Annotated in this window: 25 protein-coding genes; 12 read left to right on the plus strand and 13 right to left on the minus strand. The window is 57.3% G+C overall.

Annotated features, from left to right (window positions below; genetic code table 11):
• Window positions 1–189 precede the first annotated feature (189 nt).
• Window positions 190–1062: a site-specific integrase gene (locus Q1A89_RS22770; RefSeq protein ID WP_299733934.1), complete on the minus strand. Its 873-nt coding sequence runs from the start codon at window positions 1060–1062 to the stop codon at window positions 190–192.
• A 280-nt stretch (window positions 1063–1342) separates the two neighbouring features.
• Here Q1A89_RS22770 and Q1A89_RS22775 point away from each other — a divergent pair, with 280 nt between their 5' ends.
• From Q1A89_RS22775 to Q1A89_RS22790, 4 genes are all read left to right on the plus strand, one after another.
• Window positions 1343–2281, plus strand: a complete 939-nt coding sequence (locus Q1A89_RS22775) for a tyrosine-type recombinase/integrase (protein WP_299733936.1) — start codon at window positions 1343–1345, stop codon at window positions 2279–2281.
• Window positions 2282–2604: 323 nt separating this feature from the next.
• Entirely contained in the window at window positions 2605–3012 is a 408-nt protein-coding gene (locus Q1A89_RS22780) for a hypothetical protein (protein ID WP_299733938.1), read from the plus strand.
• Window positions 3013–3022: 10 nt separating this feature from the next.
• Complete coding sequence (locus Q1A89_RS22785; protein WP_298971822.1) at window positions 3023–3310, plus strand: antibiotic biosynthesis monooxygenase; 288 nt, start codon at window positions 3023–3025, stop codon at window positions 3308–3310.
• 3 nt (window positions 3311–3313) lie between these two features.
• Window positions 3314–4072, plus strand: coding sequence for an AraC family transcriptional regulator (locus Q1A89_RS22790; protein WP_299733941.1), 759 nt, complete (start codon window positions 3314–3316; stop codon window positions 4070–4072).
• Window positions 4073–4411: 339 nt separating this feature from the next.
• Here the strand turns inward: Q1A89_RS22790 and Q1A89_RS22795 are convergent, their stop codons facing one another.
• The 5 genes from Q1A89_RS22795 to Q1A89_RS22815 all read right to left on the minus strand — a co-directional run bounded on the left by Q1A89_RS22795 (window position 4412) and on the right by Q1A89_RS22815 (window position 8095).
• The gene (locus tag Q1A89_RS22795; RefSeq protein ID WP_299733943.1) at window positions 4412–4810 is read right to left on the minus strand and encodes an MAPEG family protein; all 399 of its coding nucleotides are present in this window, start codon (window positions 4808–4810) and stop codon (window positions 4412–4414) included.
• Between the two features lie 30 nt (window positions 4811–4840).
• The gene (locus tag Q1A89_RS22800; protein ID WP_299733945.1) at window positions 4841–5155 is read right to left on the minus strand and encodes a DUF1330 domain-containing protein; all 315 of its coding nucleotides are present in this window, start codon (window positions 5153–5155) and stop codon (window positions 4841–4843) included.
• 10 nt (window positions 5156–5165) lie between these two features.
• The gene (locus tag Q1A89_RS22805; RefSeq protein WP_299733947.1) at window positions 5166–6146 is read right to left on the minus strand and encodes a haloalkane dehalogenase; all 981 of its coding nucleotides are present in this window, start codon (window positions 6144–6146) and stop codon (window positions 5166–5168) included.
• 32 nt (window positions 6147–6178) lie between these two features.
• A complete protein-coding gene (locus Q1A89_RS22810; RefSeq protein WP_299733949.1) occupies window positions 6179–7123 on the minus strand; it encodes an alpha/beta fold hydrolase in 945 nt (314 codons plus the stop codon).
• A 105-nt stretch (window positions 7124–7228) separates the two neighbouring features.
• Window positions 7229–8095 carry a LysR family transcriptional regulator gene (locus Q1A89_RS22815; RefSeq protein ID WP_299733951.1) on the minus strand — a complete coding sequence of 289 codons (867 nt, stop codon included), beginning with the start codon at window positions 8093–8095 and terminating at the stop codon, window positions 7229–7231.
• Window positions 8096–8198: 103 nt separating this feature from the next.
• On the opposite strand from Q1A89_RS22815, the gene Q1A89_RS22820 reads away from it, so the two are divergent.
• Complete coding sequence (locus Q1A89_RS22820) at window positions 8199–9206, plus strand: zinc-dependent alcohol dehydrogenase family protein (RefSeq protein ID WP_299733953.1); 1008 nt, start codon at window positions 8199–8201, stop codon at window positions 9204–9206.
• Between the two features lie 372 nt (window positions 9207–9578).
• On the opposite strand, the gene Q1A89_RS22825 is transcribed toward Q1A89_RS22820, so the two are convergent.
• The 4 genes from Q1A89_RS22825 to Q1A89_RS22840 all read right to left on the minus strand — a co-directional run bounded on the left by Q1A89_RS22825 (window position 9579) and on the right by Q1A89_RS22840 (window position 13811).
• Window positions 9579–10898 carry an adenylate/guanylate cyclase domain-containing protein gene (locus tag Q1A89_RS22825; RefSeq protein WP_299733955.1) on the minus strand — a complete coding sequence of 440 codons (1320 nt, stop codon included), beginning with the start codon at window positions 10896–10898 and terminating at the stop codon, window positions 9579–9581.
• 181 nt (window positions 10899–11079) lie between these two features.
• On the minus strand, window positions 11080–12213 hold the full coding sequence (locus Q1A89_RS22830; RefSeq protein ID WP_299733957.1) for an aldo/keto reductase: 1134 nt from the start codon (window positions 12211–12213) through the stop codon (window positions 11080–11082).
• 47 nt (window positions 12214–12260) lie between these two features.
• Window positions 12261–12827: a nuclear transport factor 2 family protein gene (locus Q1A89_RS22835; protein ID WP_299733959.1), complete on the minus strand. Its 567-nt coding sequence runs from the start codon at window positions 12825–12827 to the stop codon at window positions 12261–12263.
• An 84-nt stretch (window positions 12828–12911) separates the two neighbouring features.
• Entirely contained in the window at window positions 12912–13811 is a 900-nt protein-coding gene (locus Q1A89_RS22840) for a LysR family transcriptional regulator (protein ID WP_299733961.1), read from the minus strand.
• Between the two features lie 104 nt (window positions 13812–13915).
• Between Q1A89_RS22840 and Q1A89_RS22845 the strand changes: the two genes are divergently transcribed.
• Window positions 13916–14839 (plus strand): DMT family transporter, encoded by a 924-nt coding sequence (locus Q1A89_RS22845; protein WP_299733963.1) that lies wholly within the window; start codon window positions 13916–13918, stop codon window positions 14837–14839.
• A 217-nt stretch (window positions 14840–15056) separates the two neighbouring features.
• Here the strand turns inward: Q1A89_RS22845 and Q1A89_RS22850 are convergent, their stop codons facing one another.
• The gene (locus Q1A89_RS22850) at window positions 15057–15971 is read right to left on the minus strand and encodes a LysR family transcriptional regulator (protein WP_299733965.1); all 915 of its coding nucleotides are present in this window, start codon (window positions 15969–15971) and stop codon (window positions 15057–15059) included.
• A 272-nt stretch (window positions 15972–16243) separates the two neighbouring features.
• Here Q1A89_RS22850 and Q1A89_RS22855 point away from each other — a divergent pair, with 272 nt between their 5' ends.
• From Q1A89_RS22855 to Q1A89_RS22875, 5 genes are all read left to right on the plus strand, one after another.
• Window positions 16244–16780, plus strand: coding sequence for a class I SAM-dependent methyltransferase (locus Q1A89_RS22855; RefSeq protein ID WP_299733995.1), 537 nt, complete (start codon window positions 16244–16246; stop codon window positions 16778–16780).
• A gap of 34 nt (window positions 16781–16814) precedes the next feature.
• Window positions 16815–17471, plus strand: coding sequence for a DUF2306 domain-containing protein (locus Q1A89_RS22860; protein ID WP_299733967.1), 657 nt, complete (start codon window positions 16815–16817; stop codon window positions 17469–17471).
• Window positions 17472–17533: 62 nt separating this feature from the next.
• A complete protein-coding gene (locus tag Q1A89_RS22865; protein ID WP_299733969.1) occupies window positions 17534–17953 on the plus strand; it encodes a DUF6326 family protein in 420 nt (139 codons plus the stop codon).
• Between the two features lie 50 nt (window positions 17954–18003).
• Entirely contained in the window at window positions 18004–18660 is a 657-nt protein-coding gene (locus tag Q1A89_RS22870; RefSeq protein WP_299733971.1) for a methyltransferase domain-containing protein, read from the plus strand.
• 488 nt (window positions 18661–19148) lie between these two features.
• Window positions 19149–19622 carry a GNAT family N-acetyltransferase gene (locus tag Q1A89_RS22875; protein WP_299733973.1) on the plus strand — a complete coding sequence of 158 codons (474 nt, stop codon included), beginning with the start codon at window positions 19149–19151 and terminating at the stop codon, window positions 19620–19622.
• 332 nt (window positions 19623–19954) lie between these two features.
• Here Q1A89_RS22875 and Q1A89_RS22880 read toward each other — a convergent pair whose 3' ends face one another.
• Window positions 19955–20860 carry an AraC family transcriptional regulator gene (locus Q1A89_RS22880; RefSeq protein WP_299733975.1) on the minus strand — a complete coding sequence of 302 codons (906 nt, stop codon included), beginning with the start codon at window positions 20858–20860 and terminating at the stop codon, window positions 19955–19957.
• A gap of 103 nt (window positions 20861–20963) precedes the next feature.
• On the opposite strand from Q1A89_RS22880, the gene Q1A89_RS22885 reads away from it, so the two are divergent.
• Window positions 20964–21713, plus strand: coding sequence for an SDR family oxidoreductase (locus Q1A89_RS22885; protein WP_299733977.1), 750 nt, complete (start codon window positions 20964–20966; stop codon window positions 21711–21713).
• Window positions 21714–21770: 57 nt separating this feature from the next.
• Here Q1A89_RS22885 and Q1A89_RS22890 read toward each other — a convergent pair whose 3' ends face one another.
• Window positions 21771–22406, minus strand: a complete 636-nt coding sequence (locus Q1A89_RS22890; protein ID WP_299733979.1) for a TetR/AcrR family transcriptional regulator — start codon at window positions 22404–22406, stop codon at window positions 21771–21773.
• Window positions 22407–22442: the final 36 nt, after the last annotated feature.

The raw sequence follows: 22442 nt of genomic DNA on the forward strand, positions 1-22442 counted from the left end.
TGGAAAAGCCCCGTCGCATTCGAAAGAAAAGTGGCTTAAACGAGCACTTGGGGCGGCACGAAAGCGCGACAGGTCCATACCTTCAATTGGGGAAGGTTCAGATACCCGTCATGTTGCCGTCGATATGCAGCACCATGGGCGCGGAAGATATCCGCGACCTCCAGCTTTGGGCGGGGCATGGGACTGGGATCAGCCGGGTGCCGCCTCTCGTCTCACCAGCAGATCGAGCGGGCTGGTCACGTCCCGGATCGTCTTGGTCGCCACCTTGGTGTAGACCGTCGTGGTCTCCAGCTTGGCATGACCCAGCAAGACCTGGATCACCCTTATGTCAGTCCCGCCCTCCAGAAGATGCGTGGCAAAGCTGTGCCGCAGCGTGTGCGGGGACACCTTCTTCTTGATCTCGGCAAAATCACTGGCGACGCCAAAGGCCCTGTTGAACTGCCGCGTCGAGATCGGATCGACCCGGTTGCGACCGGGAAAGAGCCAGCCTGCGGGCCGGGCTTCGCGGTAGTAGTCACGCAGAAGCTCCAACAGGCTCGGCGACAGCATCACATGGCGGTCCTTGCGGCCTTTGCCCTGGTCGATGCGGATCAACATGCGGTCGCTGTCGATATCGCCAACCTTCAGGTGGGTCACCTCTCTCGCACGTAGCCCGCCGCCATAAGCCACGCTGAAGGCTGCGCGGTATCGCAATCCAGGTCCAGGTGCGGCCTCGAGAATACGCGTCACTTCCTCAGCGCTCAGCACGACAGGTATCTTCTTGGCTGCCCGCTGATACCGCATGTGCCGCTTCATCTCCGGGCGCGGACAGGTCGTGGCATAGAAAAAGCTCAACACCGTCAGCCGATTATTGAAGGTCGGCGCACCCACGCCGCGCTCCTTCATGTCGAGTTGAAACGCCCGCAACTCCTCCGGTGTCGCGCTATCAGGCGAATGGCCCAGATACCGCGTGAACTCCCGCATCGCCCGCAGATACATCGTCTGCGTCTTCGGCTGCAGCCCCTTGATCCGCATGTCTTCAAGGAAACGACGGCGCAGAGCTGGTACATATTGGTCTGACATTGAAACCTCCTGTCATCAGATTGAGAAGGTCCCAATCGTCTGACAGGCGTGCTCATCTACAAAATTACAGCGCCAAGTTCAGCGCGCATAACCCGCCACAAGTGCCTATACTGCGCGAGCGGTTTCGTCCTTGTCCGCAAAGCGGACGCCTGGTGGAATGGATTTGAAAGACAGCTTTTGACGATAAGGAGGTCCCATTATCGTTACCGCCCCGGCGGGTGATTTACGCACAGCGACCCGTCCGTGCTGAACTGGCTGAACCCAACCAAAGGAGTTCAGCATGCCCCAACTCGACCACACCGCCTTCGTCAATTCGCGCCGTGATGAGCGCAGCCTCGGCCACCATACGCTCCGTGCCTATGCCCAGGATCTTCGCACCTTCGCGCGCTTCACCAAGGCACAGCACCTCACCGATCCGCTGTCGAAAGAGGACATCCTCGCCTACCACCGGCATCTGCGCGATGAGCTTGCCGCCCGGCCCGCGACTATCGAGCGGCGGCTCGTCACCCTCAAGTCGTATTATGCCTGGCGCGAAGATCGGAACAGCGCCCTGCCCTCCCCGTTCGCCGATATCCGTATCTCGGTGAGAATACCGCGTCGCTTGCCGCGCCCCATCGATCGAGACATCCTCAGAGCGGTTCTCCAAGCCGGTGAGCGCGCCATTGCTGCACGATCGACGCCAGGCGCGGATGCCGCGGCGCCTACATCGCAAGATGCCGTTACGCTCTTGATCATAAAATTGTTAATCGTGACCGGGCTTCGGATCAGTGAGTTGACCAACGTGAAGGTCCGCGATGTGTCGCCGGACGGCGGCCAAATGCTCGTGCGAGGTAAAGGTAGCAAGGAACGGATCGTCTTTGTGCCGAACCGGAAGCTACAGGAAGAGTTTCAACACTTCTGTCAGAAGCGTTCCGAACACGGGTCCAGTGCAGCGCCGCTGTTCCTCAACACGGTAGGACGCCGGCTCCGCGCCGCCACCTTCCGCAAGCGACTGCGGGCGCTGTCAAAACTGCTTGGCATTGAACCCCATCTGACCCCGCACCGGTTCCGGCACTCGGCCGCGACGCTGCTGATCGAGGAAGGCATCGACATTCGCATGGTGCAGGCGCTCCTTGGACACGCGAAGCTCAAGACCACCGAAATTTATGTGCGGGTTTCAAACCATGCGCTGCGGCGTGCGTTAGAACGCGCCGATGTGCTAAGTGAACTTCGGCAGTGACGGCCCATTCCTGCCATTCACCCACCGGTCAAGATGCTGCGGTCGCAGTTTTTGTCGCCGACATTCGCCGCACCACCGGAATTCATGATCATCCGAACTAACCATTTGAGGACACTACTACCGTTACCATCAACGAAGTGATTGCCCGCTTTTGGGTTGCCGACCACGGACGGTGGTCATCGACGAAGACAGAAGCGCAAAGGAATCTGTCGATTCTGCGCGTACACAAATTTTGGCGTGTTGGAGCGCGAATTTGGCGAACAATTGCAGGACCGCCAACGGCTGCACGCATAAGTTCGAACCATCATGGAAAGGACTGAACAATGAAACTCAAATTTTTGATATCAATGACCGTTGCGACCGCCCTACTTGGGGGTGCCGCTTTCGCGCAAGAGACCATGGATGCGGCGCAGCTCGACGCGCTCGTCACAGGCAACACACTCTATGTCGACATTCCGGCCGGCGCGCCGGGTGCGCCCGATGGCGGCACTGCGCCGATCTACTATGGCGTGGACGGGTCTGCCGCGGCGCAGCTGCCCGCCGGACCAAAACTGGTTGGGACAGGGGCGCTGGACGGAGATCAGTATTGCATCGACTGGGAAAATGGGCCGCAGAACAGCTGCACGCAGCTCATGCGCACTGCCGACGGTTTTGTGGTAATGGACGCCAATTTGGGCGAGCCGCGCGGTCTCGTTACCCTGATCGCCGTTGGCAACCCCGAAGACCTGTAAGTAACACATCATGAAACTTATCACCGTCGAAGCAGCTTTTGCCGCCTCCGATCTTCAAGCCGCCATGACCCTGTTCGAGGACCAGGCCGAAACAGTTCGCAACATGGATGGGTGCCACCACTACGCGCTGTTCAGCAGGCCGTCCGGAGATGGTGTCGCGATCCTTCAGCACTGGGATAGCATGGAGGCGTTCGACGCCTACCGCGCAAGCGAGACCTTCGCCACGCTCGGCCAAGGTCTACGCCCCATGATGACGTCCCCGCCCGTGACCGTGGTGGCGGAGTTTGATACTCATTAGAAAATGACCAAATGGGAACATGCCGCCTATTGCTATTTTCAAGATATCGAGCCCCGTCCTCCCTTGGACGCGGTTTTCGAGCGTGATTACCTGCTCTACACCGTGCGCGGTGCGCTTCGCCTGAATGTGGACGCGGCGAGCTGGCTGCTGCCGCCATCCTTCGCCGCTTGGATACCAGCCGGAACCGCATTCCGGGTCGATCTTGAGCGTCCAGTGACGAGTTGTTCGGTTTTGACCCGACCGGGTTTCTGCAGGACCTTCCCGTCCGCAACGAGCGTTTTTCAGATGTCTGCGCTCGCCCGTCACATGATCCAGCACTGCAGCGATTGGGGGCCAGACAACAGCCATCCGGAGGAGGCCGAGGGGTTCTTCGAGGCGCTGCTGAACGTCTGCGCGGGGCTCGTGCCGCGCTCGGTCGATGTCAAGCGACCCTACGCCAGCGACCCCGGTTTGCGGCGGGCCATCGGGATCACCGAGGATCGACTGGCGGACGGCCTGACGGCCGGAGACGTGGCCCGAGGGGCCAATTTGTCGGAACGCACGATGCAGCGGCGTTTCGCGGAGGATGTCGGCCTGTCGTGGTCGCAGGTTCTGACCCGCGTTCGTATGATCCGTGCAGTCGAGCTGCTGTCCGATGACTCTCTGTCGGTCATCGAAATCGGCGCGGCTTGCGGGTTCAACTCCCTCAGCGCTTTCAACAAAGCGTTTCGAGCATTCGCGCAAATGACGCCGTCAGAGTATCGCAAGTCCCTAAGGGCCTGACTTGATGGCTGCACCAGCCATTCTTCCACAGTAAATCGGATAAAAGGTTGAAAACTCTGAAGTCGTCGTCTTGGCGAGCGAAATGGCCCTGCTGAGGTCCATTCAAAGAGCCAACGACGTGAACCAACCGCGCTGCCGGGTCGTATCACATTAGTGCCCACATGTTGAAAGCAGCCAACTTGCAACGTGCACCATCGGCTTCTACTTAGCTCTGTGCAGACCTTAGCCGCCACCAGGTCGGCGAGACAAAGCTGTCACGAATTGCCCTTTGACCAGCAATAGCATGGATCGACAGAACTATTTCGAAAATCTGGCTTCGAAGTCGCTTGGTCTCCGATGTTATCCGACAGCAACTAAGAGGCATTGAATTCCCAAATACAGCGACCCGAGCGAGCCGCAGGTGAAGCCGAGAATGCGGATGAACGGAATGCCTGTATAGTACAGAAGCACAAACGCGGCGCGTCCGAAAACTATGATTGCTGCCGCGAGTGTTGGACCCTCACCTGTGACGCCCAAAAACGCCGCGCCTGCCAATACCGGAACGATGTAAGCGGCAGACTCGACTTGGTTTTGGTAGGCGCGCTGAATGCGTAGGCCTAAGGCGCCTCGTTCTACTATGGGGCGGTTGGAAGAAAAGCCGTAGCCAAAGCCCCAACTGATGTAGGCATAGGCAATCTCAATGGTAAGCGCGGTCATGGTGACAAGCGCAAAGCCTACAAGGGCAAATTCAAAGCTCATATTCCTAATCTTTCTTCCGTTATTTGGCTGTTAAGCCATTGGTGTCAGCGCAACGAGGGTTGATGCTGATTGATCGGTTGCGGCTTGCCGTGCTTCAATAAGCGGAAGGTAGTCGGGATCGGCATACCAAGCGTCCAACGCCGCCTGTGACGGGAAGCGCAAAACCGCCATGACGTTGGCTGTGAGTTCTCCCTCAAGGGCATCCAGCTGCGGAGTGGCGACAATAGTTTCGACGCCGTGCCGATCGTTGATCGCCTTCAAGGGGGCGACATAGCCAGCCTGAAAGCTGGCCATTTCTTCGACGCGAAGCGATGCGACAAGGAGAACGGGGATTTGCGTGCTCATTTTTCGCTCCTCAGCTCGGCAACCGGTCGACCCAATCGCGCAGGGCGCGACCGATGGCTTCAGGGTGATCTTCCTGGACGAAGTGAACGCCGGGGCCGAGGAACACATCTTCCAGATTAGACGCGTTGGCCTTCACGTATTCGACAACCGGCGGCGGCATTAGCGCACCGGGTGCGACGTGCAGCATCAATTTGGGCATTTCGGTCGAGTACAGCCAATCACCATTGGCAGTGATCACTTCCGCGGTGTCCGCAGGCTCGCCAGCGATGGGTACCTGTCGCGGCCAGACTAAGGTGGGTTTGCGGCTTTCAGGCGTTGGGAATGGTGCGCGGTAGTTGTCCAGTACCTCTTGCGAAAGCGGTGTTGCGACGGCCATCTTGCCCAAGACTTCTTCTACAAAGAAATTACCCTGCAAAACCGCTTCTTCACCTGCTGGTGAGCGCAACATCCCAAAGAGCTGCGCACTTGGCTCTCCCATTGCCTCAAGGCTGGGTGCGGGAAGCGCGGGTGGGATCCCCGCCTCCATGAAAGCCACCGCTTTCACGTTGCTTTCGTTCAGACGCGCATATCGCATCCCCAAGACCGAGCCCCAGTCATGGATGACCAGAGTGATGTCTTGCAACCCGAGGGCTTCAATGAAATCGTCGAGGTATTCCGCATGGTCAGCAAACGTGTAGTCGATATCGGGTTTGTCGCTGTCGCCCATGCCGATGAGATCAGGGGCAATTGCACGATGCGTATCACTCACGAACGGGATGATATTGCGCCAAAGGTAGGACGATGTGGGGTTCCCATGCAGGAACAGAACGACCGGTCCATTCCCTTCATCGACGTAGGCCATCTGAGAGCCGTTCACTTCGACATACTTTTTCTCGAACTGCATCTCTGCAGATGGGGTAAACCCATCGCCGAACACAGGAACCGCTGACACGACAGCGATTGTTGCAGCGGTTCCCTGCAGAACGGAACGTCTGGAAATTTTGAGGGTCATGTGTTGTCTCCTTGTGAGGTGTGAGTGATGGATCAATCGGCTTTGGTGGCCAAAAATGTGCGAAGCTCACGGACAAGAGCGTCGGGCTCGTCGTCTTGCAGATAGTGACGCGCCGTCTTGAACTCGGTGACGCCGGCCTGAGGCAAACGTTTCTTCCAGGCGGCCAATGCTCCGATTGGGATCAGCGGGTCCTTTAGCCCCCAGAAGATTTGTGCAGGGCCGTTAAACTGTTCGACATAGGGGTCTGTTTGCTCGATCAGAATCTTGGCGGCTGGATGCGCCGTGTTGGTCGGGATCATGCGCGGAAACGCCATAACACCGGCGCGTTCCGAACGGTTTCGAAAAACATCACGATAAGCCCGCTTCGCGGCACCCTTGCGCTTTGTCGCGGTGGCCATGGTCATGACTTGCCGCTCAAAAAACCCCAAGCGGCGCACCATGAAGTCGCCCAGACCTTTGGACCTCATCATGAGGAGCGGCGGCGGCAGCTTGAGCTTTTCCGGGTCCAACCCGTCGACTGGTGGGTAAAACCCAAATGTGTTCATCACCACCAGTGCCTTGATGCGCTCAGGATGACGGGCCGCGACGCCGAGGCCAATCGGGCCGCCCCAATCTTGCATCACAAGGGTGATGTTTTTCAGGTCAAGCCGGAGGACCAGAGCCTCAAGATGGTCAATGTGGGCGGTCAGCGTATAGGCGGCTTCGTCATCAGGTTTGTCAGACAGACCGAAGCCAATGTGATCTGGCACGACGATACGACGCTCTCTTGAGAGCCCCCTGACCAACGCTCGATACAGAAACGACCAAGACGGATTGCCATGTACCGCCAACACTGTTGAGCGCTCATTCTCCGCACCCTCATCGAGATAATGCATCTGACCCATTGGCGTCTGCGTAAAGTGGGACGCGAATGGATACTCGCCCTCAAGCCCTAGCTCCTTAATGCGTGGATGCACGTCTTTGGATGTGTCGAGCATAGGAGTTTCCGAACCAAGATTGTTGCGCTGGTCCAGAAGTAGCATCGCAATTTCGCAACATCACGGAGTATGTTTGCAGACAATTGGTGCGTTTTCGCGACGGGCTTACGCCTCGCCGATCAGACGCTTCCGATGTTTGCGTAAAACCGCCTCCGCAAAGCCCATGAATGCTTGAACACGCGCGGTCTGGCGCAGGTCGTTGTGCGTAAGCAACCAGATGTCACGGCTCTTGACCGGAGCTCTCTTGCCTGCGCGCTGTAGGTCCGGGTCTGCGTCGCCAAACAGGCAAGGCAGGATCGCAATACCTAAACCTTCCCGTGCCGCTGCGTGTTGCGCTGGAATTGTCGGGAAGACGCCCCAGACGGGGTTGTCCGGAAACTCAGATGTACGCACCCATTCCGGCGCACCTTGTGTTGCCGTCCCCCAACCAAGCCAGCGATATGATTTTGGATCCCGTGACAGATAGTCGGGCCTTGCATAGGCCGCCTCTGTGTATGCATAGAGGCGTTTGCCGACCAAAGTGTCCGGCGGATTGTTGTCCAGCCTGACGGCAAAATCCGCCTCGCGCCGCGCGACGTCCCGGATCGACAGTGACGGATCAAAGCGCAACTCGATCGACGGGTGTTGCGCGATAAAACCTGGCAATTCCGGAATGAAGAGCACATTGAGCAACGGCTCGGGCATCGTGACGGTCAAGGGACCGGCCAGTTCATCGTCAAGGCCCGCGATGCTGCGCTCCGCATCAATCAATGCTTCGCCAAAGGTCTGTGCGACCCGGTACAGGGTCTCTCCGGCAGAGGTCAGAAGCAACCCGTCGGGCGTTCGGTTGAACAGGCTCGTGCCAAGGCTTTCTTCCAGCGAGTCGACCCTTCGACCAACCGTGGTGTGATGGACACCAAGCGCTTCCCCCGCGGCACGAACCGTCTTGTGCTGAACGACGGCGCACAGCGTTTTGATGTCTTCCCAGTCCAAACCGACCTCGCATTTTTGCACCATTTAGATGCCAATACGCTACGTGATCTTGCGAAAAAGCACCAGTAGTCTTGTGGGAACACTCGCTTTGAAAGGACAAGCTATGCCACTCACCGCACAATTTGACACGCTTGGAGGACCTGAGAAAATCAAGCTTGTCGATGTGCCCGGTCAGCCGCCTGCGGCCGATGAAGTGCAACTTCGAATGCGCGTGGCGGGCCTCAATCGGGCTGAGCTACTTTATGTCGCTGGTCATTATCTCGTCGAGCCACCAATTCCAAATGCACCCTTGGGTGCAGAAGGCGCAGGAGAAATCATCAGCGTTGGTTCTGGTGTTACGGATTTCGCGGAAGGTGACAGGGTCTGCGTGTTGCCGATGATCGATTGGGCAAAATATGGCACCCTGGCCGAAATTGTAAACGTGCCAGCTTATGCTTTGGAACGGATCCCGGAAGGTATCAGTTTCGAGGATGCCGCTGCATTCTGGATGGCCTATACAACAGCCTACGGAATGATCGTTCAAGCGGGCGAAATGCCCCTGAACGCAGCGGGCAGAACGGTCTTGATTACCGGGGCGAGTTCCAGCGTAGGAACGGCCGCTTTTCAGATACTGAAGCAGATTGGTGCCACCAGTATCGGAACCACCAGAACGCAGAAAAAGGTCGACGACCTCAATAAAGCGGGTGCGGATCATGTGATTGTCACGGATGACGAAGATATCGGCGCCCGCCTGAAAGAGATCACAAATGGAAAGGGCGTGGACCTTGTCTGCGATTCCGTTATCGGAGACATGATAGCGCCCGCCGCCGAAGCTCTTGTCCCTGAGGGGAATATGGTTCTGATGGGCTTTCAGTCAGGTGAAATTCCGGGGTTGCCGTTCTATCCAATTCTGACAAAAGGTATCACCATCAGAGGCTTCCATTTGGTCTGGCATCTTCTGGATCATGCGGATCGCCGCAGAAGAGCAGTCGACTTCCTGAGCCCGCTCTGGGCCAGTGGAGAGCTTAAACCCGTCATTGATCGTGTTTTCCCGCTCTCCGATGTCTCGGGTGCCTATGCGTACATGGCAACCAACAACCATCTGGGAAAGATCGTCATACAAATCTTATAGTCCCGGCCCATAAGAGACATTCGCCACCCAATCCCTATGCCGCGGTCGCAGCCCGCATAGCAGACCTTCGCTGCAAGCGCGAATTCGAGCACTCGGCGAACTGGAAGTCTGCGGACAAACCGGACTTATGCAGCTACAGCTATTGCTCATGCAGCATTGCTTTGAGAGTGGAGAAAAGCTCGTCCTGTACGTAACTCTTATTCATTGAAATGGTAATTGTTCGCAGTAGGGGCTCACTATGAGCTCAAGTATTCGACCGGCTTGAAACACATATCTATCGAAAACCGATCCGTAAGCGGTTCGGTACAAATTCAGCTAATTTTCCGGACTCGCGGCACCTGTCTGTGCAACGATGAGTGTCGCCCAGTTGACCTACGAGGCCGTAAAGACCTCGGTTTGCTCTTCCACACCGCGGATCTGAAAGCTGCCAAGACGTGTCACGTCCACACGATCGCCAACGGAGACGCCGGTCGCTTGGTCCAAAAGAATGGATTTTTTCAGATTTTTTCCTAACCCTTCCATCCGCGATGCCAAGTTTACGGCGTCCCCATAGACGGTAAAAGACTGTCGCGTTTCGTTTCCAATGATGCCCGTCACCAAATCGCCACTCGCAATCCCAATGCGCACGTCAAAGCCGTGCGTTTTGGCGACTGTCACCAAGTCTTTGGCGGCTGCGAGCGCAGCCATTTCATGGTCGGTGACAGATACGGGCGTGTTAAATGTCGCGAGAAACCCATCGCCCAGGTAAGACAGAACGACACCTCCTTTTTCAGACACGACTTTGGCTGTGTCTGAGAGAAATGCATCCAGCGTCTCAATCACATGTTCGGGCGGATGCTGGGCCGAAAACGCCGTGAACCCAGCAACATCCATAACCAGCGCCGTGCCGCGCGTCCGCTGCGGACGTAAGGGCGTGTCGTCTTCGATCAACCGCGTCGCAATCGCTTCTGGTACGTGCCTTCCCAGCAAATCGGAGACGCGTTCGCGCAAGGTTTGCTCTTTTTGTCGGTCGATATCGGCGGCAACCTGCGCAAAAAACACGGCGCGCGCGCGGTAGACGGCAGCGGCCAGCGCAAGCGTCGCGAAGAACACCATGCCCGTTTCCTCGATGCGGTTGCCACGCCCAATGAAGTCAATCGACAAAAACACGTTTTCATAATCGGCCCTAGTTGCGTTCGTCGGCATGTCCGCCCAGGACAGATAGCTGCCCATCTGGTTTTGCACCCAGCTAAACGCCACCCACCATGCTGCGATGATCGTGCCCCCGGTCCAAAGCACCAGCCGCCACGAGAGGCTGAGGCATGCCATCGCGAGAAGTGGAAACAGAAAATAGATACCGTATGCGCGAAACGCGATGATCTGTGGCACATCATCTGCCCGACTGATCGGCACTAGCGCGAAGACCGCGCAAATTGCACAGACGTCCAGTCCGTAAATTGCAAATTTGATCCAGGGCCGATCATATGTGGTACCGATAATCGCGACATGAGCAACACCGACCGCTGTAAACGCCAAAAGCACGCCGATGGTTGCAAGACGGGGGGTCACCTCGGGAAACAGCACAGCAGCAAGCACATACCATATGAATGCGGCACCCGTTGCCGCAGAACGGCACGCCAGGGCCATGCGCAGTCCGGTCTGTTCAGCTCGGATAAGCCGCGCTGCGGACTCCCGTTCGAAGGTATCTTCCATCACATATGCCTTTTGAAGCAGCCCTGCCTAGATATAGATCGTGCGGAAATTATTGTCCCGAAACGGCGGTTATTGTCCCAGACCCATCCCGATTTCCTCATATCCTCCCGGCAGGCCTTCCTTTCGTAGTATGGGAACAGGCATGGCCCCCTGCAGAGCCATGCCTCATCATTTCAGGGCATCAGGCGTCCGGTGCTTCGACGTCTGACCAGTCAGCGACGAGTTGTGGTGCACGACCGCCTTTGACCTCGATACTATCCAGTGCGGCTCTGATCTCTTCCAGTTCGCTTGCTGTGAAGCCCACGTTCGCCGCCGCGATGTTGTCGCGCAGGTGCGACATCTGCGTGGTGCCCGGGATCGGTACGATGGTGTCGCTCTGTGTCATCAGCCAAGCGAGGGCAATCTGGCCAGGCTTCACCCCCTTCTTTGCGGCCCAGTCACGCGCCAGATCTACCAACGCCATGTTTGCCGCCCGATTGTCCGGGTCCATGCGCGTGGTGAGGGCGCGGAAGTCGCTGGGGGCGAAAGTGGTCTGCATATCGATGGCCGCGGTCAGGAACCCGTAGCCAAGCGGTGCAAAGGGTACAAAGCCAATTCCAAGCTCAGCGCATAGGGGCAGGATATCCGCCTCCCGGCCGCGCCACAGCATGGAGTATTCGCTTTGCACAGCACTCAATGGCAAAATCTCATGGGCACGGCGCAGCGTGTTTGGCCCCATCTCGGACAGACCCCAGTGCAGCACTTTACCCTCATCCATCAGGTCCTTTACCACGCCCGCGACATCCTCGATCGGGACGTTCGGGTCAACGCGGTGCTGGTACAGCAAATCAATCCGATCCGTACCCAGACGTTGCAGCGATCCTTCAACCGCCCGCCGAATGCGCTCGGGCTGGCTGGTGACGGTAAAGTCCCACTCGCCGGTTTCGGGGTCGACGCCAAACCCGAATTTGGTCGTCACCTGAATGTCGTTGCGGAATGGGGCCATCGCTTCGCCTAGAATGCGTTCACAATGAAAGGGGCCGTACACCTCGGCACAGTCAAAAAATGTCACCCCTTGTTCATAGGCCGAGCGGATGAGGGCGATCATCTCGTCACGATCCGGCACGATCGAGTGAAACGTGCGGTGCATGTTCTGAACGCCGAGCCCAAGCTCGGACACTTCCAGATTGCCGAGCATCCTGCGCCCGGATGCCACTGTGGTTGTCGTCTGAGCGCTGACTTGGGCAGCACCCAGAGCGACAGTTGCTGCCGCGGCCGGGATACCGGCCAGAAAAGCGCGCCGGTTGTGATTGATGTCTCCGTTTTCGTTGGTCATCGGATAGCTCCTGAGGGTTAAAGAAATTTTGGGGGATTGAAGCTGTTTCAGCTTCCCGGCGTGTTCCGGACAAAGTCGTTGCCACGTTCGGCGGTGGCAAAAAAGCTCATGCCATCCACGCGCCAGCCTGCTTCGGTTTGAACAAAGCTGTGCTCGTAGGTGCCCCAGACTTCCCAAAGCGCGTTGCCACCATTCTCGGCCAGCGCACCGCGCTCCATCTTGTTCCAGGCATAGCCGTGGCTGACCATCGTCGCCGCTCCATCAGCTTCGAATGTGATCCTGTGATTGCCACGCAGGTAGAAGGACTCTTTTTCTTCGGTGAGGTTCCCGGACCACCCCGCGATGAGACCGTCTGCTGGGATCGTTGCGGGCTCCCCGCCGATCAGTGAGGTGAAATCGACGCGGATTTCATCAGTAAAGAGACTGCGGGCCAATGCCCAGTCCTTGGCATCCACGGCCGCGTCTATCGTATCGGCCACCCGGATCATCTCGGCATGATCGACCAGGGTTTCCATCGTAATTGGTGTGCCGGCCGTTGTGTCCGCAATGGCTGGCAGGGTTGTAGCAAGGGCAATCGCCGTACTTGCAAGAGCGGTTTTGAGAGTGCGTGTCATAATGTGTCTCCATCGGTGATGTGTGCTTCGATGGGTTCAACATGGCAGTCAAAAGTGATAATGAAAAAGTCTGTTAAGGCATATTTATGATGCCTCACCGGCATCGATCTGCAAAACCGTATCAACCAACAACTGGGCAAGACTGCCAGGCGATTTCTGTGTCAGAAACAGAAATTCAATCGGTACGGATAACCCTTCGACGGGGCGAAACTGAACCCGACGCGGCGGGCGGTGCATATTTGAGGAGTTGACAAAGGCGCATCCCACACCGGCTGAAACAAGGCTGAGCATTGTCGTCTCGTCTAGCGCTTCCTGCACGATTTGCGCATCAAACCCGATTTCCCTCAAGGCACCGAACATTTGATCATGATAGGCCGGGGCCACAGCCCTGGGAAACGCGACGATGGGCAAGCCGTCAATTTCTTCAAACGCCAGAGGGCCATCACTCTCAAAGACCAGATCCGTCGACGCGGCCAAGACGACATTGTCTGTCCGCAGGTGATGCACGGCCAAAGCCTCATTCGATATATTGTCTTGTCGATAGACAAACGCGGCATCGATCTCTCCGGCCAAGAGCGCATCAATCTGTGCCACAGATGACATCGGTCGAATGTCGAGTCGGATACGGTCATGTCTGCGCTTGAACTGGTTCAGCGTGAGCGGCACATGCCCGGCCCATGATGCCGTTTCCAGCAGGCCAACCCGAAGGATTCCCGCTTCGCCTTGCGAAATCCGGCGTGCGCTCTCTGACGCGTCCTCTGCATCTTGCAGGATCGCACGCGCACGCTCCGCGAAGACCCGCCCAGCATCAGTCAGAACCACACGGCGCCCTTCGCGCAAAAGCAGATCAAAGCCCAGCTCCAACTCCAGATCCCTGATTTGTCGGGAAACGGCAGGTTGTGCGATGTTGAGGCGTTCCGCCGCGTGGCTGATCCCACCATGATCAGCAACAGCCACAAAGTAGCGCAGGTGACGAAGCTCCAATGCATATCTCCAAGGTATTGGTTTGATCCAATACTAGCATTGGAAGGCATGAAGCCAAGCGTGCATCTTTGGCTGGAAACAATACAAATTTTGGAGCGACCACCATGCCACGTCTTTTAGACAACCCCGTCATGGGGCCCCTGTTTGGCGCAATCACTATTCTCAGTTGGGCCGGGTTCAACGTTGCAGCGAAGGCCGGAATAGATACAGGCATGTCGCCCACTGCGTTGAGCTTTCTGCGCTATTTGACACCCGGTGTGTTTGCCATTCCGTTGTTGATTTGGCTGCGGTCCCGCGCGACCGCTGTCCGCTTGCCAATCCACAAGCTGGTTGTTCTGGCAATTCTGGGAGGTCCATTGTTTGGCCTGATCGCAGTGGCGGGTTACCAGTTTGCGCCCTTGTCATACGGATTGCTCTTTGCCCCAGTCGCGGTTTTTGTCTCTGGAACACTCCTGGGCATGCTCTTGTTGCAAGAACAGGTTGCGGCACAGCGGGTGCTGGGCGCGCTGATCATGTTTGCGGGGCTTTCACTGCTGGTCGGCATCGAAACAACTGGCGTTGACGAAAGCTGGCTGATGGGCGTTGGTTTTTTTGTGACCGCGGGAACAATGTGGGGTGCTTACACAGTCTTGCTGCGTCATTGGCAAATACCAGTGCTCGAGGGCACAAGCACGATTGCGTCCTTCGGAGCAATACTCGCCGCGATCGCACTCGCTCCGTTTGCCTGGCCCTCCCTTTCCGAAACTGAATTGCCAATGCTTTTGACCCAAGTCGCGATGCAAGGCTTCGTCGGAGGCATCCTCAGCGTTGTTGTACTTGTCGCCGCCCTGCAACGTCTGAGCGCACAAACAGCTGCCTTGCTGCCGACATTTACGCCTGCAGTCGCAATGATGATTGCATGGGTGGCAATCGGACCAAAACCCGACACAACGGAAATCATCGGAGCCACGGTTATCTTCCTGGGATTTACCTTGGCTGTACGAAAGAAGTTCTTCTTTGCGACTAGACCTGCGCAGAACTTAGTGTGAGACTTTTGAGTTCTCCGGTTTGGTATGAGCGGCCCAAACCAGCCGTTCATCGCGAAATACGATGCCGCATCGCAGCTTCCCCAAAGCGGACGTTGATCGATTGCGCAGCATTCCCAACATAAGCGTACACTCATCGGACAAGACGAACTCGTGCAAGCGCAGCTTCAATTACTGCCACACGACTTCACATACTCCGGGTACGGCGCATTCACACCTGTCAATCGCCACCATCTCGGCGCTTCGCAACGTCTGACAGTCCCCGGGCCAGCAGGTCGAATACGATCCGGATACGGCGGCTGGTCTGCAACTCCCGATGGGTGACCAGCCAGATTGGAAACTCAAGCGAAGGGAAATCCGGCAAGACTTTTTCGATGCTTGGTTCAGCCTCGCCCAACGTTTCGGGCTGCATCGAGACGCCGTAGCCCGCTTTCACCAATTCCCATGCCACGACACCGCTCTCGCTTGACATCACGAAGCTCTCTGCGCGAACGGGCACGCCCATGTTGTGCAGCGGGGTCATCAGGCGTTCAGGGTCGGCGTTGCCTACGAAATCGAGGGTGGCCGTATCGCGCGGTGTCCGTGGGCGGCCCGCGCGATCGAGATAGTCGGTCGCGGCATAGAGATTGGCGCGAAAGTCGCCCAAGTGCCGTGCAATAAGGTCCGGCTGGTCGGGGCGAACGTGGCGTATCGCGATGTCTGCCTCGCGCTGAGTAAGATTCTGCATTTCGCTCGACGCAAGGATGCGGACGCGGATGCCGGGCGCTGTCTGTCGCAACGGCTTGAGCACGCCCGGCAGGATCGCTGCTGACAATAGGTCTGTACCCGTGACCGTGACTTCTCCGGTGACATCCTGAGATTTGCCGTCGGCCACCATCGAGATGAGTGTCGCAGCCTCGCCCATCGTGCGCATGTGATCAATCAGGTCGCGCCCCGCTTCCGTCAAGGTAAGACCACGGACGCTGCGTTCCACCAGCGTGACGCCAAGTGCCTCCTCCAGTGCACCGATCTGCCGTCCTATCGTCGGCTGCGTTGTCTTCAGCACGCGCGCCGCGCCGCTGAACGAGCCCTCCTCCGCTGTCGCGAGGAAGGCGCGCACTTGGTTCCAGTCAAAGGAGACGGCCTGCCAGTTCATTCATGAGCGTATAGCAGGTGGACGAATTTAGGCAATCGACCTTTCATCCGCGTATGAATGATACCCGCTGCGAAACGAGACCCGTCCAGTCCCGGCAATCGAAAGCGACACAATGTACTCCGCAGTTTCTTACGACTGGCACATCCGCGCTGCTTCAAACCTGAAGTGCAACATGCAAAGGAAACCGACATGACTGCCCAAGCCTTCTGGGACCGGCATGCGCCCAAGTACGCAAAAAGCCCATCGCCGATGTCACCGCCTACGAAGAAAAGCTGGAATGCGTCACTGAGCTTCTTCGATCGACCGATCGCGTTCTTGAAATCGGCTGCGGGACAGGCGGCACAGCGAGAAAGATCGCGCCTGTCGTCGCTCATGTGACCGCAACCGACCTCTCTGCCGAGATGATCGGGATCGCCCGGTCACGATCAGGCGGAGATGCCGCGAGAACACCAGAATTTCTTCAGGCGGAGGCGGCGCAACACATTCCTGGCCAACCGTTCGAGGTCATTTGCGCGTTCAGCCTGCTTCACCTGGTGGATGACATACCCACTGTGCTGGATGCAGCATTCCACCAAATGAAAACCGGCGGTCAATTCATATCAAAGACGGTGTGTCTGAAGGACGCGCCGCGCTGGATGCGAGCCATGGTTCGTGTGCTCATGGCGGTGCGGATCGCGCCTGATGTGATCATCTTGAGTCGCGCTGAATTGACCCGGCACCTGATCCGGGCCGGGTTCGAAATCGAGCAAACGCGGTACTTCGGAAAGAACCGACTGAGCCCCTTTATCGTCGCCCGCAAGCCCGCCTGAGCCAGACCGCCACCTTATTCTGAGAGACCAAAACATGTATTTTATCAGCCGTCGCGAATGGGCGTTCCTTGCCCTCGTGTTCCTCTACTCTTTCATTCCGGCAGTCGTCGGGCTGGTCCGGCTTCCGGAACTTTTCGGCGCTCCGGCGATCGTCCCGCCGAACCCGCGTGCGGTGATCAATCCCCTCCCGATCACATTGCATATCCTTGGCAGTTCAATTTTCTGCCTCGTGGGGGCTTTGCAGTTCCTGCCGAGCCTGAGGCGCTACCGCCCCGCCCTGCACAGGACCCTCGGGCGGATCGTGGCGGTAGCAGGATGCGTCAGCGCACTCACCGGTCTCTGGATGACCGTGGCCTATGCATTTCCTGACGCCCTGCAGGGTCCACTTCTTTACGGGGCGAGGGTCACGCTTAGCCTCGCGATGGTCGCCCTCATCGCATGGGCAGTCGTCGCGATCCGGTCGCGAGACGTTGCCGCGCACCGCGCCGCGATGCTGCGCGCCTATGCCATCGGCCAAGGGGCCTCCACGCAGACTGCGCTTTTTCTGGTCGCAATGGTCCTCTTTGACACCGAACTGCAGGGATATTCGCGAGACCTCCTGATGGTTGGGGCGTGGGCCCTCAACCTTGCGATTGCGGAACTCCTGATCCGGCGCGCCTTTGCGGCGCGCAGATCCGGTGCTGTGACCTGAACCCGACCCTGCTCCTGGCCTGATACCAGCAAACTCCAGAAACAAAGAAAGAAGACACCGAAATGAGACGGCTCGATCCCCATATTCTTCTTTCGGCCCTGTGGCTGTTCATACTGCTCAACATCATCTTTCGCGATATTCACCAGTTTGTCCTCGCGTCCCATATCGAGATGCTGCTGACAGGCCACTACAACGGCATCGAGATCACCGAAGGGCTGATGCTTTTGGGCGGTTTCCTCGTCCAAGTGCCGATTTCGATGGTGCTCTTTTCGCTCCTGCTAACCCGCAGGATTGGTCGCCCTGTCACCTTTCTTGCAGCGATCGTCACAACGGGTACGCTCCTTTCCTCGGCCCCCACCGACATGGATGACACCTTCCACCTCGTCATCGAGATCGTGGCTCTAATCGCAATTCTCTGGACCGCATGGACGTGGCCCGAGCACGAACACACCGCGCCGCAATCCGACGCAAGTTCTCCGTAAAAAACGTGCGCGCACCGCGGACACGATGAATGAATAATAGGACCAAATAGATGTTGGCAGAAACGCCTTTAGATGATGCGGTTGATCTTTATGACAAGCTCGCACCTCGCTACGACAAACTTCATCATCGCTGGCTGCGTCATGCAGGCGGCGAGGCGCAGGCCGCCCTGGAAGGTCTGGTGCGTGCACTTGCGACGCCGAATTCGAGGTTTTTGGATGCTGGCTGCGGCACCGGCAACCTGGCACGTAGATTGATTGCCGAGGGCATGCCGCCGAATTTGATAACCCTTCTCGACCCGTCTGTGGCCATGCTTGCGCGCTGCACCGACATTCCTGTGCCAAAGATACAAGGACGGTTGGAGTCCTTGCCGTTTGAGGATGGCACCTTCGATCTTGTGACGTGTGCTTGGGCTTTGGAAACCGTCCCCGATCCCCATCTGGCTTTGAGTGAGCTTTGCAGGGTTGTTCGAGCCGGCGGCGCGCTTTGTCTCGCGTTCTGCGCAGATGAGCCTGCCCGTGGCTTTGCCGACAGCCTAATGCGCCAGGCGCTTTTGTTTCGCGGGACTGGCCGGTTTATGTCCCGCTCCCGATTGATGCAGGCAATCGAGCGTTTCGAAAATTTTGAAGTGCGGGCAATTCCGAGCCATGGTCCGGCCTCGACCCTGCTTGCAAGGCGGTCTGGCGCAGCAACCCAGGCGTCTTGGTAGCCGAGCGTAGAGTTGAAATAGACGCCTACAGAATCACGGAGAGCAAGCATGATCGGATATGTTACCCTCGGAACCAACAACTTCGAGGCCGCGCTGAAATTCTACGACGTCTTGTTTTCGAGTGTGGGTGCAAACCGCCTTTGGAATCACGGCGGCATGGGGGCGCTCGCGGGCCGAGCCTGCGTTATGCCTTGCTTGTCCGTTCAATGGGGAACCGGCAAGTGTTGGAAACGGGGTGATGGTCGCTTTGAAAATGACCAACCGAAAAGCCGTCGATACGCTTCACGCCAAGTGCCTCGAACTTGGCGGAACAGATGTGGGCCCCCCCGGCCCACGCGGAGATCATGGTTTCTACGGGGGGTATTTCCGGGATCTAAATGGCAACAAACTGAATGCCTATGTCCCAGCGTGACGGCAGGCAAGGATTTGGCTGTTGAGATATCGCGTCCAGTTGACAATGAGCGACGAGCACATCGAAAGACGCCGCAATGAGATCTGAAATAAGATTCGTCCGATTGTCGGAAATCGATCCAGCCGAAATCTTGGCGCACATGTCCGAACCTCGTGTGGCCGAGCATATGCCGCTTCTGAAATTTACTTGGAATGCCGAGACAGTGGCGCGGTTTGTCGCCAAAAAGGAAGAGTGTTGGCGCCGTGATGGACTTGGACATTGGGCATTTTTGTCCGATGACCGATATGTCGGCTGGGGTGGATTTCAAAAAGAAGGAGTCGAGTGGGATTTCGGACTGGTCTTGCGGCCCGACATGTTTGGCCTCGGGCCGCGCATCTCGCGAAAGGCGATCGACTTTGCGATTTCCGATGAACGCATCCCGCATGTGACCTTCCTTTTACCACCGTCACGCACGAACCTACGGGCACTCGACAGACTTGGTGCTTGGCGGGTTGGCGAAGTCGATTATGACGGGGCGACCTTCCTCAAATTTCAACTCGCGACCGAGTGACGGCACTATCCAATCTTTGGCTATCCGACAGCTTCAGAATATATCGAGGCTCGCGGCCCAAACCTGCCATTGATTGCCTGGTCAAGATGCTGCAGGTGCAGCCCGCATTGCCGCCATTCGCTGCATTTGCAAATCTTTGAGGTGTTCAGGCTATGTTCAGTGCGAACATGGTGCCGTTTCGCTGCGCCTGCTATAATGCTGGGCCTAAAGTCGAACGCGGTTCACAAGAGAGTCGCGACTAGGACTAGGGTAATCGCGTGGTTGTAGGTTAATCCAAACCCTTTATGCCCAATATTCGTGCCTCGGAGACGAGTACCGAGCGGCTAATTTCACTAACCAGCGGCAGCCATCTTCGCGTATTCCCCCGGCGGAGCGCCAACATGACGTGCAAATGCTGTGCTGAATGCACTTGCGGACCCATACCCTATCCTTTCAGATATCTCAGCAATGCCATGATTGCCCAAGCGCAGCATGTCTTTTGCAAGCGTCATTCGCCAATTCAAAACATACCCCATCGGTGCGACACCAACGATCCGGCTAAATCGTGCAAAGAACGCCGACCGCGAAAGGCCAGCTTCCCGTGCGAGTTTAGGTACCGTCCAAGGATGATCAGGGGCCGCATGGATCGCGCGTATCGCCGCGCCGACCCGCGCGTCGGTGAGACCGCTTATCAATGCCGACGTCTCGTTAGTTTGCGCTGTGGATCGGAAGGCTTCGATCAGGATGATCTGCAGTAAATGCTCCACGACTGCATCTCGGGCCGGTCGATCCGCGCGCGCCTCGCTTTGCACCATCGCAGCCAATGCCGCCAAACGATCTTCCCCCTGCACGAGGATCATGTCGGGCAACAGCGACACCAAAAGCGCAGCATCCGGGCTGCCGAAGCTGCAGTGTCCAACCAGCATTTCAACCTCTACCGGTCCGTCCAAAGTACCAATCCGTGTGATCCCATCCACTCCGGCAACAGGTTGGCTTACAAGCCCCGTCGGAGGTGGAGGAATAAGACTGGACACAGCAAACGGGGCGATGACGGGAATGAGAACGAAACTCCCGGCAGTCAAGTTGACAGGCGCATGGCCATCAACCTCCAGCTTGGCCTGCCCGGCCAACAGCATGCAGTAAAACACTTCGTCTACGTCATCACGGCAAACGCGGAACGGACCGGACGCATGCGCCAGTTTTGTAGAGGGCGCCTGTGGGCGCAGAAGCGAGATCACTTCGGAGAGGGGATCCGTCATTTCGGACTCTCAATGATTAAATACGGATTTCTGTTTATAGAAAATCTCTCAAGCTTTGACAAGATAGGAGACACCACAACAGAAACCAGAAGGAGACGACATTATGAAGACCGTATTGATCACCGGATGCTCTTCAGGCTTCGGACGTGAGACTGCCCGCCATTTCCTTGACGAAGGTTGGTCGGTTGTCGCAACAATGCGCACACCCGATCCAACCGTGTTGCCTGCCTCAGACCGCCTGCACATTCTGCCGCTGGACGTATCAGATCATGGCAGTATCGCCCGCGCAGTTGAGGCCGCTGGACCAATCGACGCATTGGTCAACAACGCAGGTATCGGATGGCTCGGTGCCTTTGAAGGCACACCAGATGCAACCGTTCGCTCGCTCTTCAAGACGAACGTCTTTGGCACGTTCGAAGTAATTCGAGCTGTGTTGCCACAGATGCGCGCCCAAGGCAGCGGCGTTATCGTCAACGTTTCCTCAAGCGTTACGATGAAACCGCTCCCCCTCTTGTCCGCCTATACCGCGAGTAAGGCGGCGGTGAACGCATACACGGAATGTCTCGCGCTGGAACTGGCGCCGTTGGGCATCCGCACGCGGTTGGTTTTGCCTGGACAAGCGCCAAGCACCAGCTTTGGCAGCAATGCACGAGCTCTTATGTCTGAAGCACACGACACGCCCGGCGCCTATCGGGCCTTCATCGATCAGGTGATGGCGTCATTCATGGAAAACGCATCCAAAGAACCGACACATCCTTCCGATGTCGTGACGGCGGTTTGGAGGGCTGTAACGGATGAGAATTGCCCATTCCGCGTACCCGCAGGCAGTGATGCTGTTGCTCTTGCAGCGTAGGTCAAATCAGAAAAACAGCGGTTTACGCCGCTGTTTTTCTGCGGACGCCACCCTCTCTCATTCGTGTTGCGCCCCAAGTCCGGCGGCAATGAAATGCGCTATCCTGTTTAAGTCTTCTCGGTGCACACGTCCGCCAGTCACAATAATTCGCCAGTACAGGAAGCTTGCAAGCGCATCATTTGCCAGGTCGGCATCCACATTCTTAGGCAGTTCGCGGCGTGCGATGGCGCGCTCGACGATCATCGCCCCACGCGCGCGGCGCTCATTTTGCAATGTCGTTCGGATCTCCGTGCTAAGCACGCTGGTCCGTGCCATTTCAGCATGCAGGTCTGGCAGAATGCGCCGGATCAAAGGGTGCCTGAGAACACGGCGAAGGGAAAGCAAGGTTAGCCTCAGGTCTTCAATCAAGGACCCGGTGTCGGGGATCGGTGTCAGGTTCAGGCCAACGGCGCTGATCAACTCAATTGCCATCTCGTGTTTCGAGGACCAGCGCCGATAAAGTGCAGCTTTGCCAACCCCCGCCCGCTTTGCGACACGCTCCAGACTGAGTGCGCCAATCCCTGTGCGCGCCCATTCCTCAAAGAAAGCCCGCGTCAGCGCATCCGTGACCGATGTCCGCATCACCGCCGCCCCGCTGGGCACTCGCGTGGACGGCTCTGCCGTAGAATTTTCGTCGGAACGGTTGCGTTCCATTCATTTACTCCCTATATGGTCGATACGCTACCGTTC

The sequence above is a fragment of the uncultured Tateyamaria sp. genome, from assembly GCF_947503045.1.
Lineage (GTDB): Bacteria > Pseudomonadota > Alphaproteobacteria > Rhodobacterales > Rhodobacteraceae > Tateyamaria.

What these genes read in the sequence shown, in the direction of transcription:
- Q1A89_RS22770 (WP_299733934.1), bottom strand. Translation starts at nt 1,062, where the DNA reads ATGTCAGACCAATATGTACCAGCTCTGCGCCGTCGTTTCCTTGAAGAC.
- Q1A89_RS22865 (WP_299733969.1), top strand. Translation starts at nt 17,534, where the DNA reads ATGAGACGGCTCGATCCCCATATTCTTCTTTCGGCCCTGTGGCTGTTC.
- Q1A89_RS22790 (WP_299733941.1), top strand. Translation starts at nt 3,314, where the DNA reads ATGACCAAATGGGAACATGCCGCCTATTGCTATTTTCAAGATATCGAG.
- Q1A89_RS22800 (WP_299733945.1), bottom strand. Translation starts at nt 5,155, where the DNA reads ATGAGCACGCAAATCCCCGTTCTCCTTGTCGCATCGCTTCGCGTCGAA.
- Q1A89_RS22845 (WP_299733963.1), top strand. Translation starts at nt 13,916, where the DNA reads ATGCCACGTCTTTTAGACAACCCCGTCATGGGGCCCCTGTTTGGCGCA.
- Q1A89_RS22835 (WP_299733959.1), bottom strand. Translation starts at nt 12,827, where the DNA reads ATGACACGCACTCTCAAAACCGCTCTTGCAAGTACGGCGATTGCCCTT.
- Q1A89_RS22780 (WP_299733938.1), top strand. Translation starts at nt 2,605, where the DNA reads ATGAAACTCAAATTTTTGATATCAATGACCGTTGCGACCGCCCTACTT.
- Q1A89_RS22890 (WP_299733979.1), bottom strand. Translation starts at nt 22,406, where the DNA reads ATGGAACGCAACCGTTCCGACGAAAATTCTACGGCAGAGCCGTCCACG.
- Q1A89_RS22825 (WP_299733955.1), bottom strand. Translation starts at nt 10,898, where the DNA reads ATGGAAGATACCTTCGAACGGGAGTCCGCAGCGCGGCTTATCCGAGCT.
- Q1A89_RS22805 (WP_299733947.1), bottom strand. Translation starts at nt 6,146, where the DNA reads ATGACCCTCAAAATTTCCAGACGTTCCGTTCTGCAGGGAACCGCTGCA.
- Q1A89_RS22875 (WP_299733973.1), top strand. Translation starts at nt 19,149, where the DNA reads ATGAGATCTGAAATAAGATTCGTCCGATTGTCGGAAATCGATCCAGCC.
- Q1A89_RS22785 (WP_298971822.1), top strand. Translation starts at nt 3,023, where the DNA reads ATGAAACTTATCACCGTCGAAGCAGCTTTTGCCGCCTCCGATCTTCAA.
- Q1A89_RS22860 (WP_299733967.1), top strand. Translation starts at nt 16,815, where the DNA reads ATGTATTTTATCAGCCGTCGCGAATGGGCGTTCCTTGCCCTCGTGTTC.
- Q1A89_RS22850 (WP_299733965.1), bottom strand. Translation starts at nt 15,971, where the DNA reads ATGAACTGGCAGGCCGTCTCCTTTGACTGGAACCAAGTGCGCGCCTTC.
- Q1A89_RS22830 (WP_299733957.1), bottom strand. Translation starts at nt 12,213, where the DNA reads ATGACCAACGAAAACGGAGACATCAATCACAACCGGCGCGCTTTTCTG.
- Q1A89_RS22775 (WP_299733936.1), top strand. Translation starts at nt 1,343, where the DNA reads ATGCCCCAACTCGACCACACCGCCTTCGTCAATTCGCGCCGTGATGAG.
- Q1A89_RS22880 (WP_299733975.1), bottom strand. Translation starts at nt 20,860, where the DNA reads ATGACGGATCCCCTCTCCGAAGTGATCTCGCTTCTGCGCCCACAGGCG.
- Q1A89_RS22870 (WP_299733971.1), top strand. Translation starts at nt 18,004, where the DNA reads ATGTTGGCAGAAACGCCTTTAGATGATGCGGTTGATCTTTATGACAAG.
- Q1A89_RS22810 (WP_299733949.1), bottom strand. Translation starts at nt 7,123, where the DNA reads ATGCTCGACACATCCAAAGACGTGCATCCACGCATTAAGGAGCTAGGG.
- Q1A89_RS22885 (WP_299733977.1), top strand. Translation starts at nt 20,964, where the DNA reads ATGAAGACCGTATTGATCACCGGATGCTCTTCAGGCTTCGGACGTGAG.
- Q1A89_RS22795 (WP_299733943.1), bottom strand. Translation starts at nt 4,810, where the DNA reads ATGAGCTTTGAATTTGCCCTTGTAGGCTTTGCGCTTGTCACCATGACC.
- Q1A89_RS22820 (WP_299733953.1), top strand. Translation starts at nt 8,199, where the DNA reads ATGCCACTCACCGCACAATTTGACACGCTTGGAGGACCTGAGAAAATC.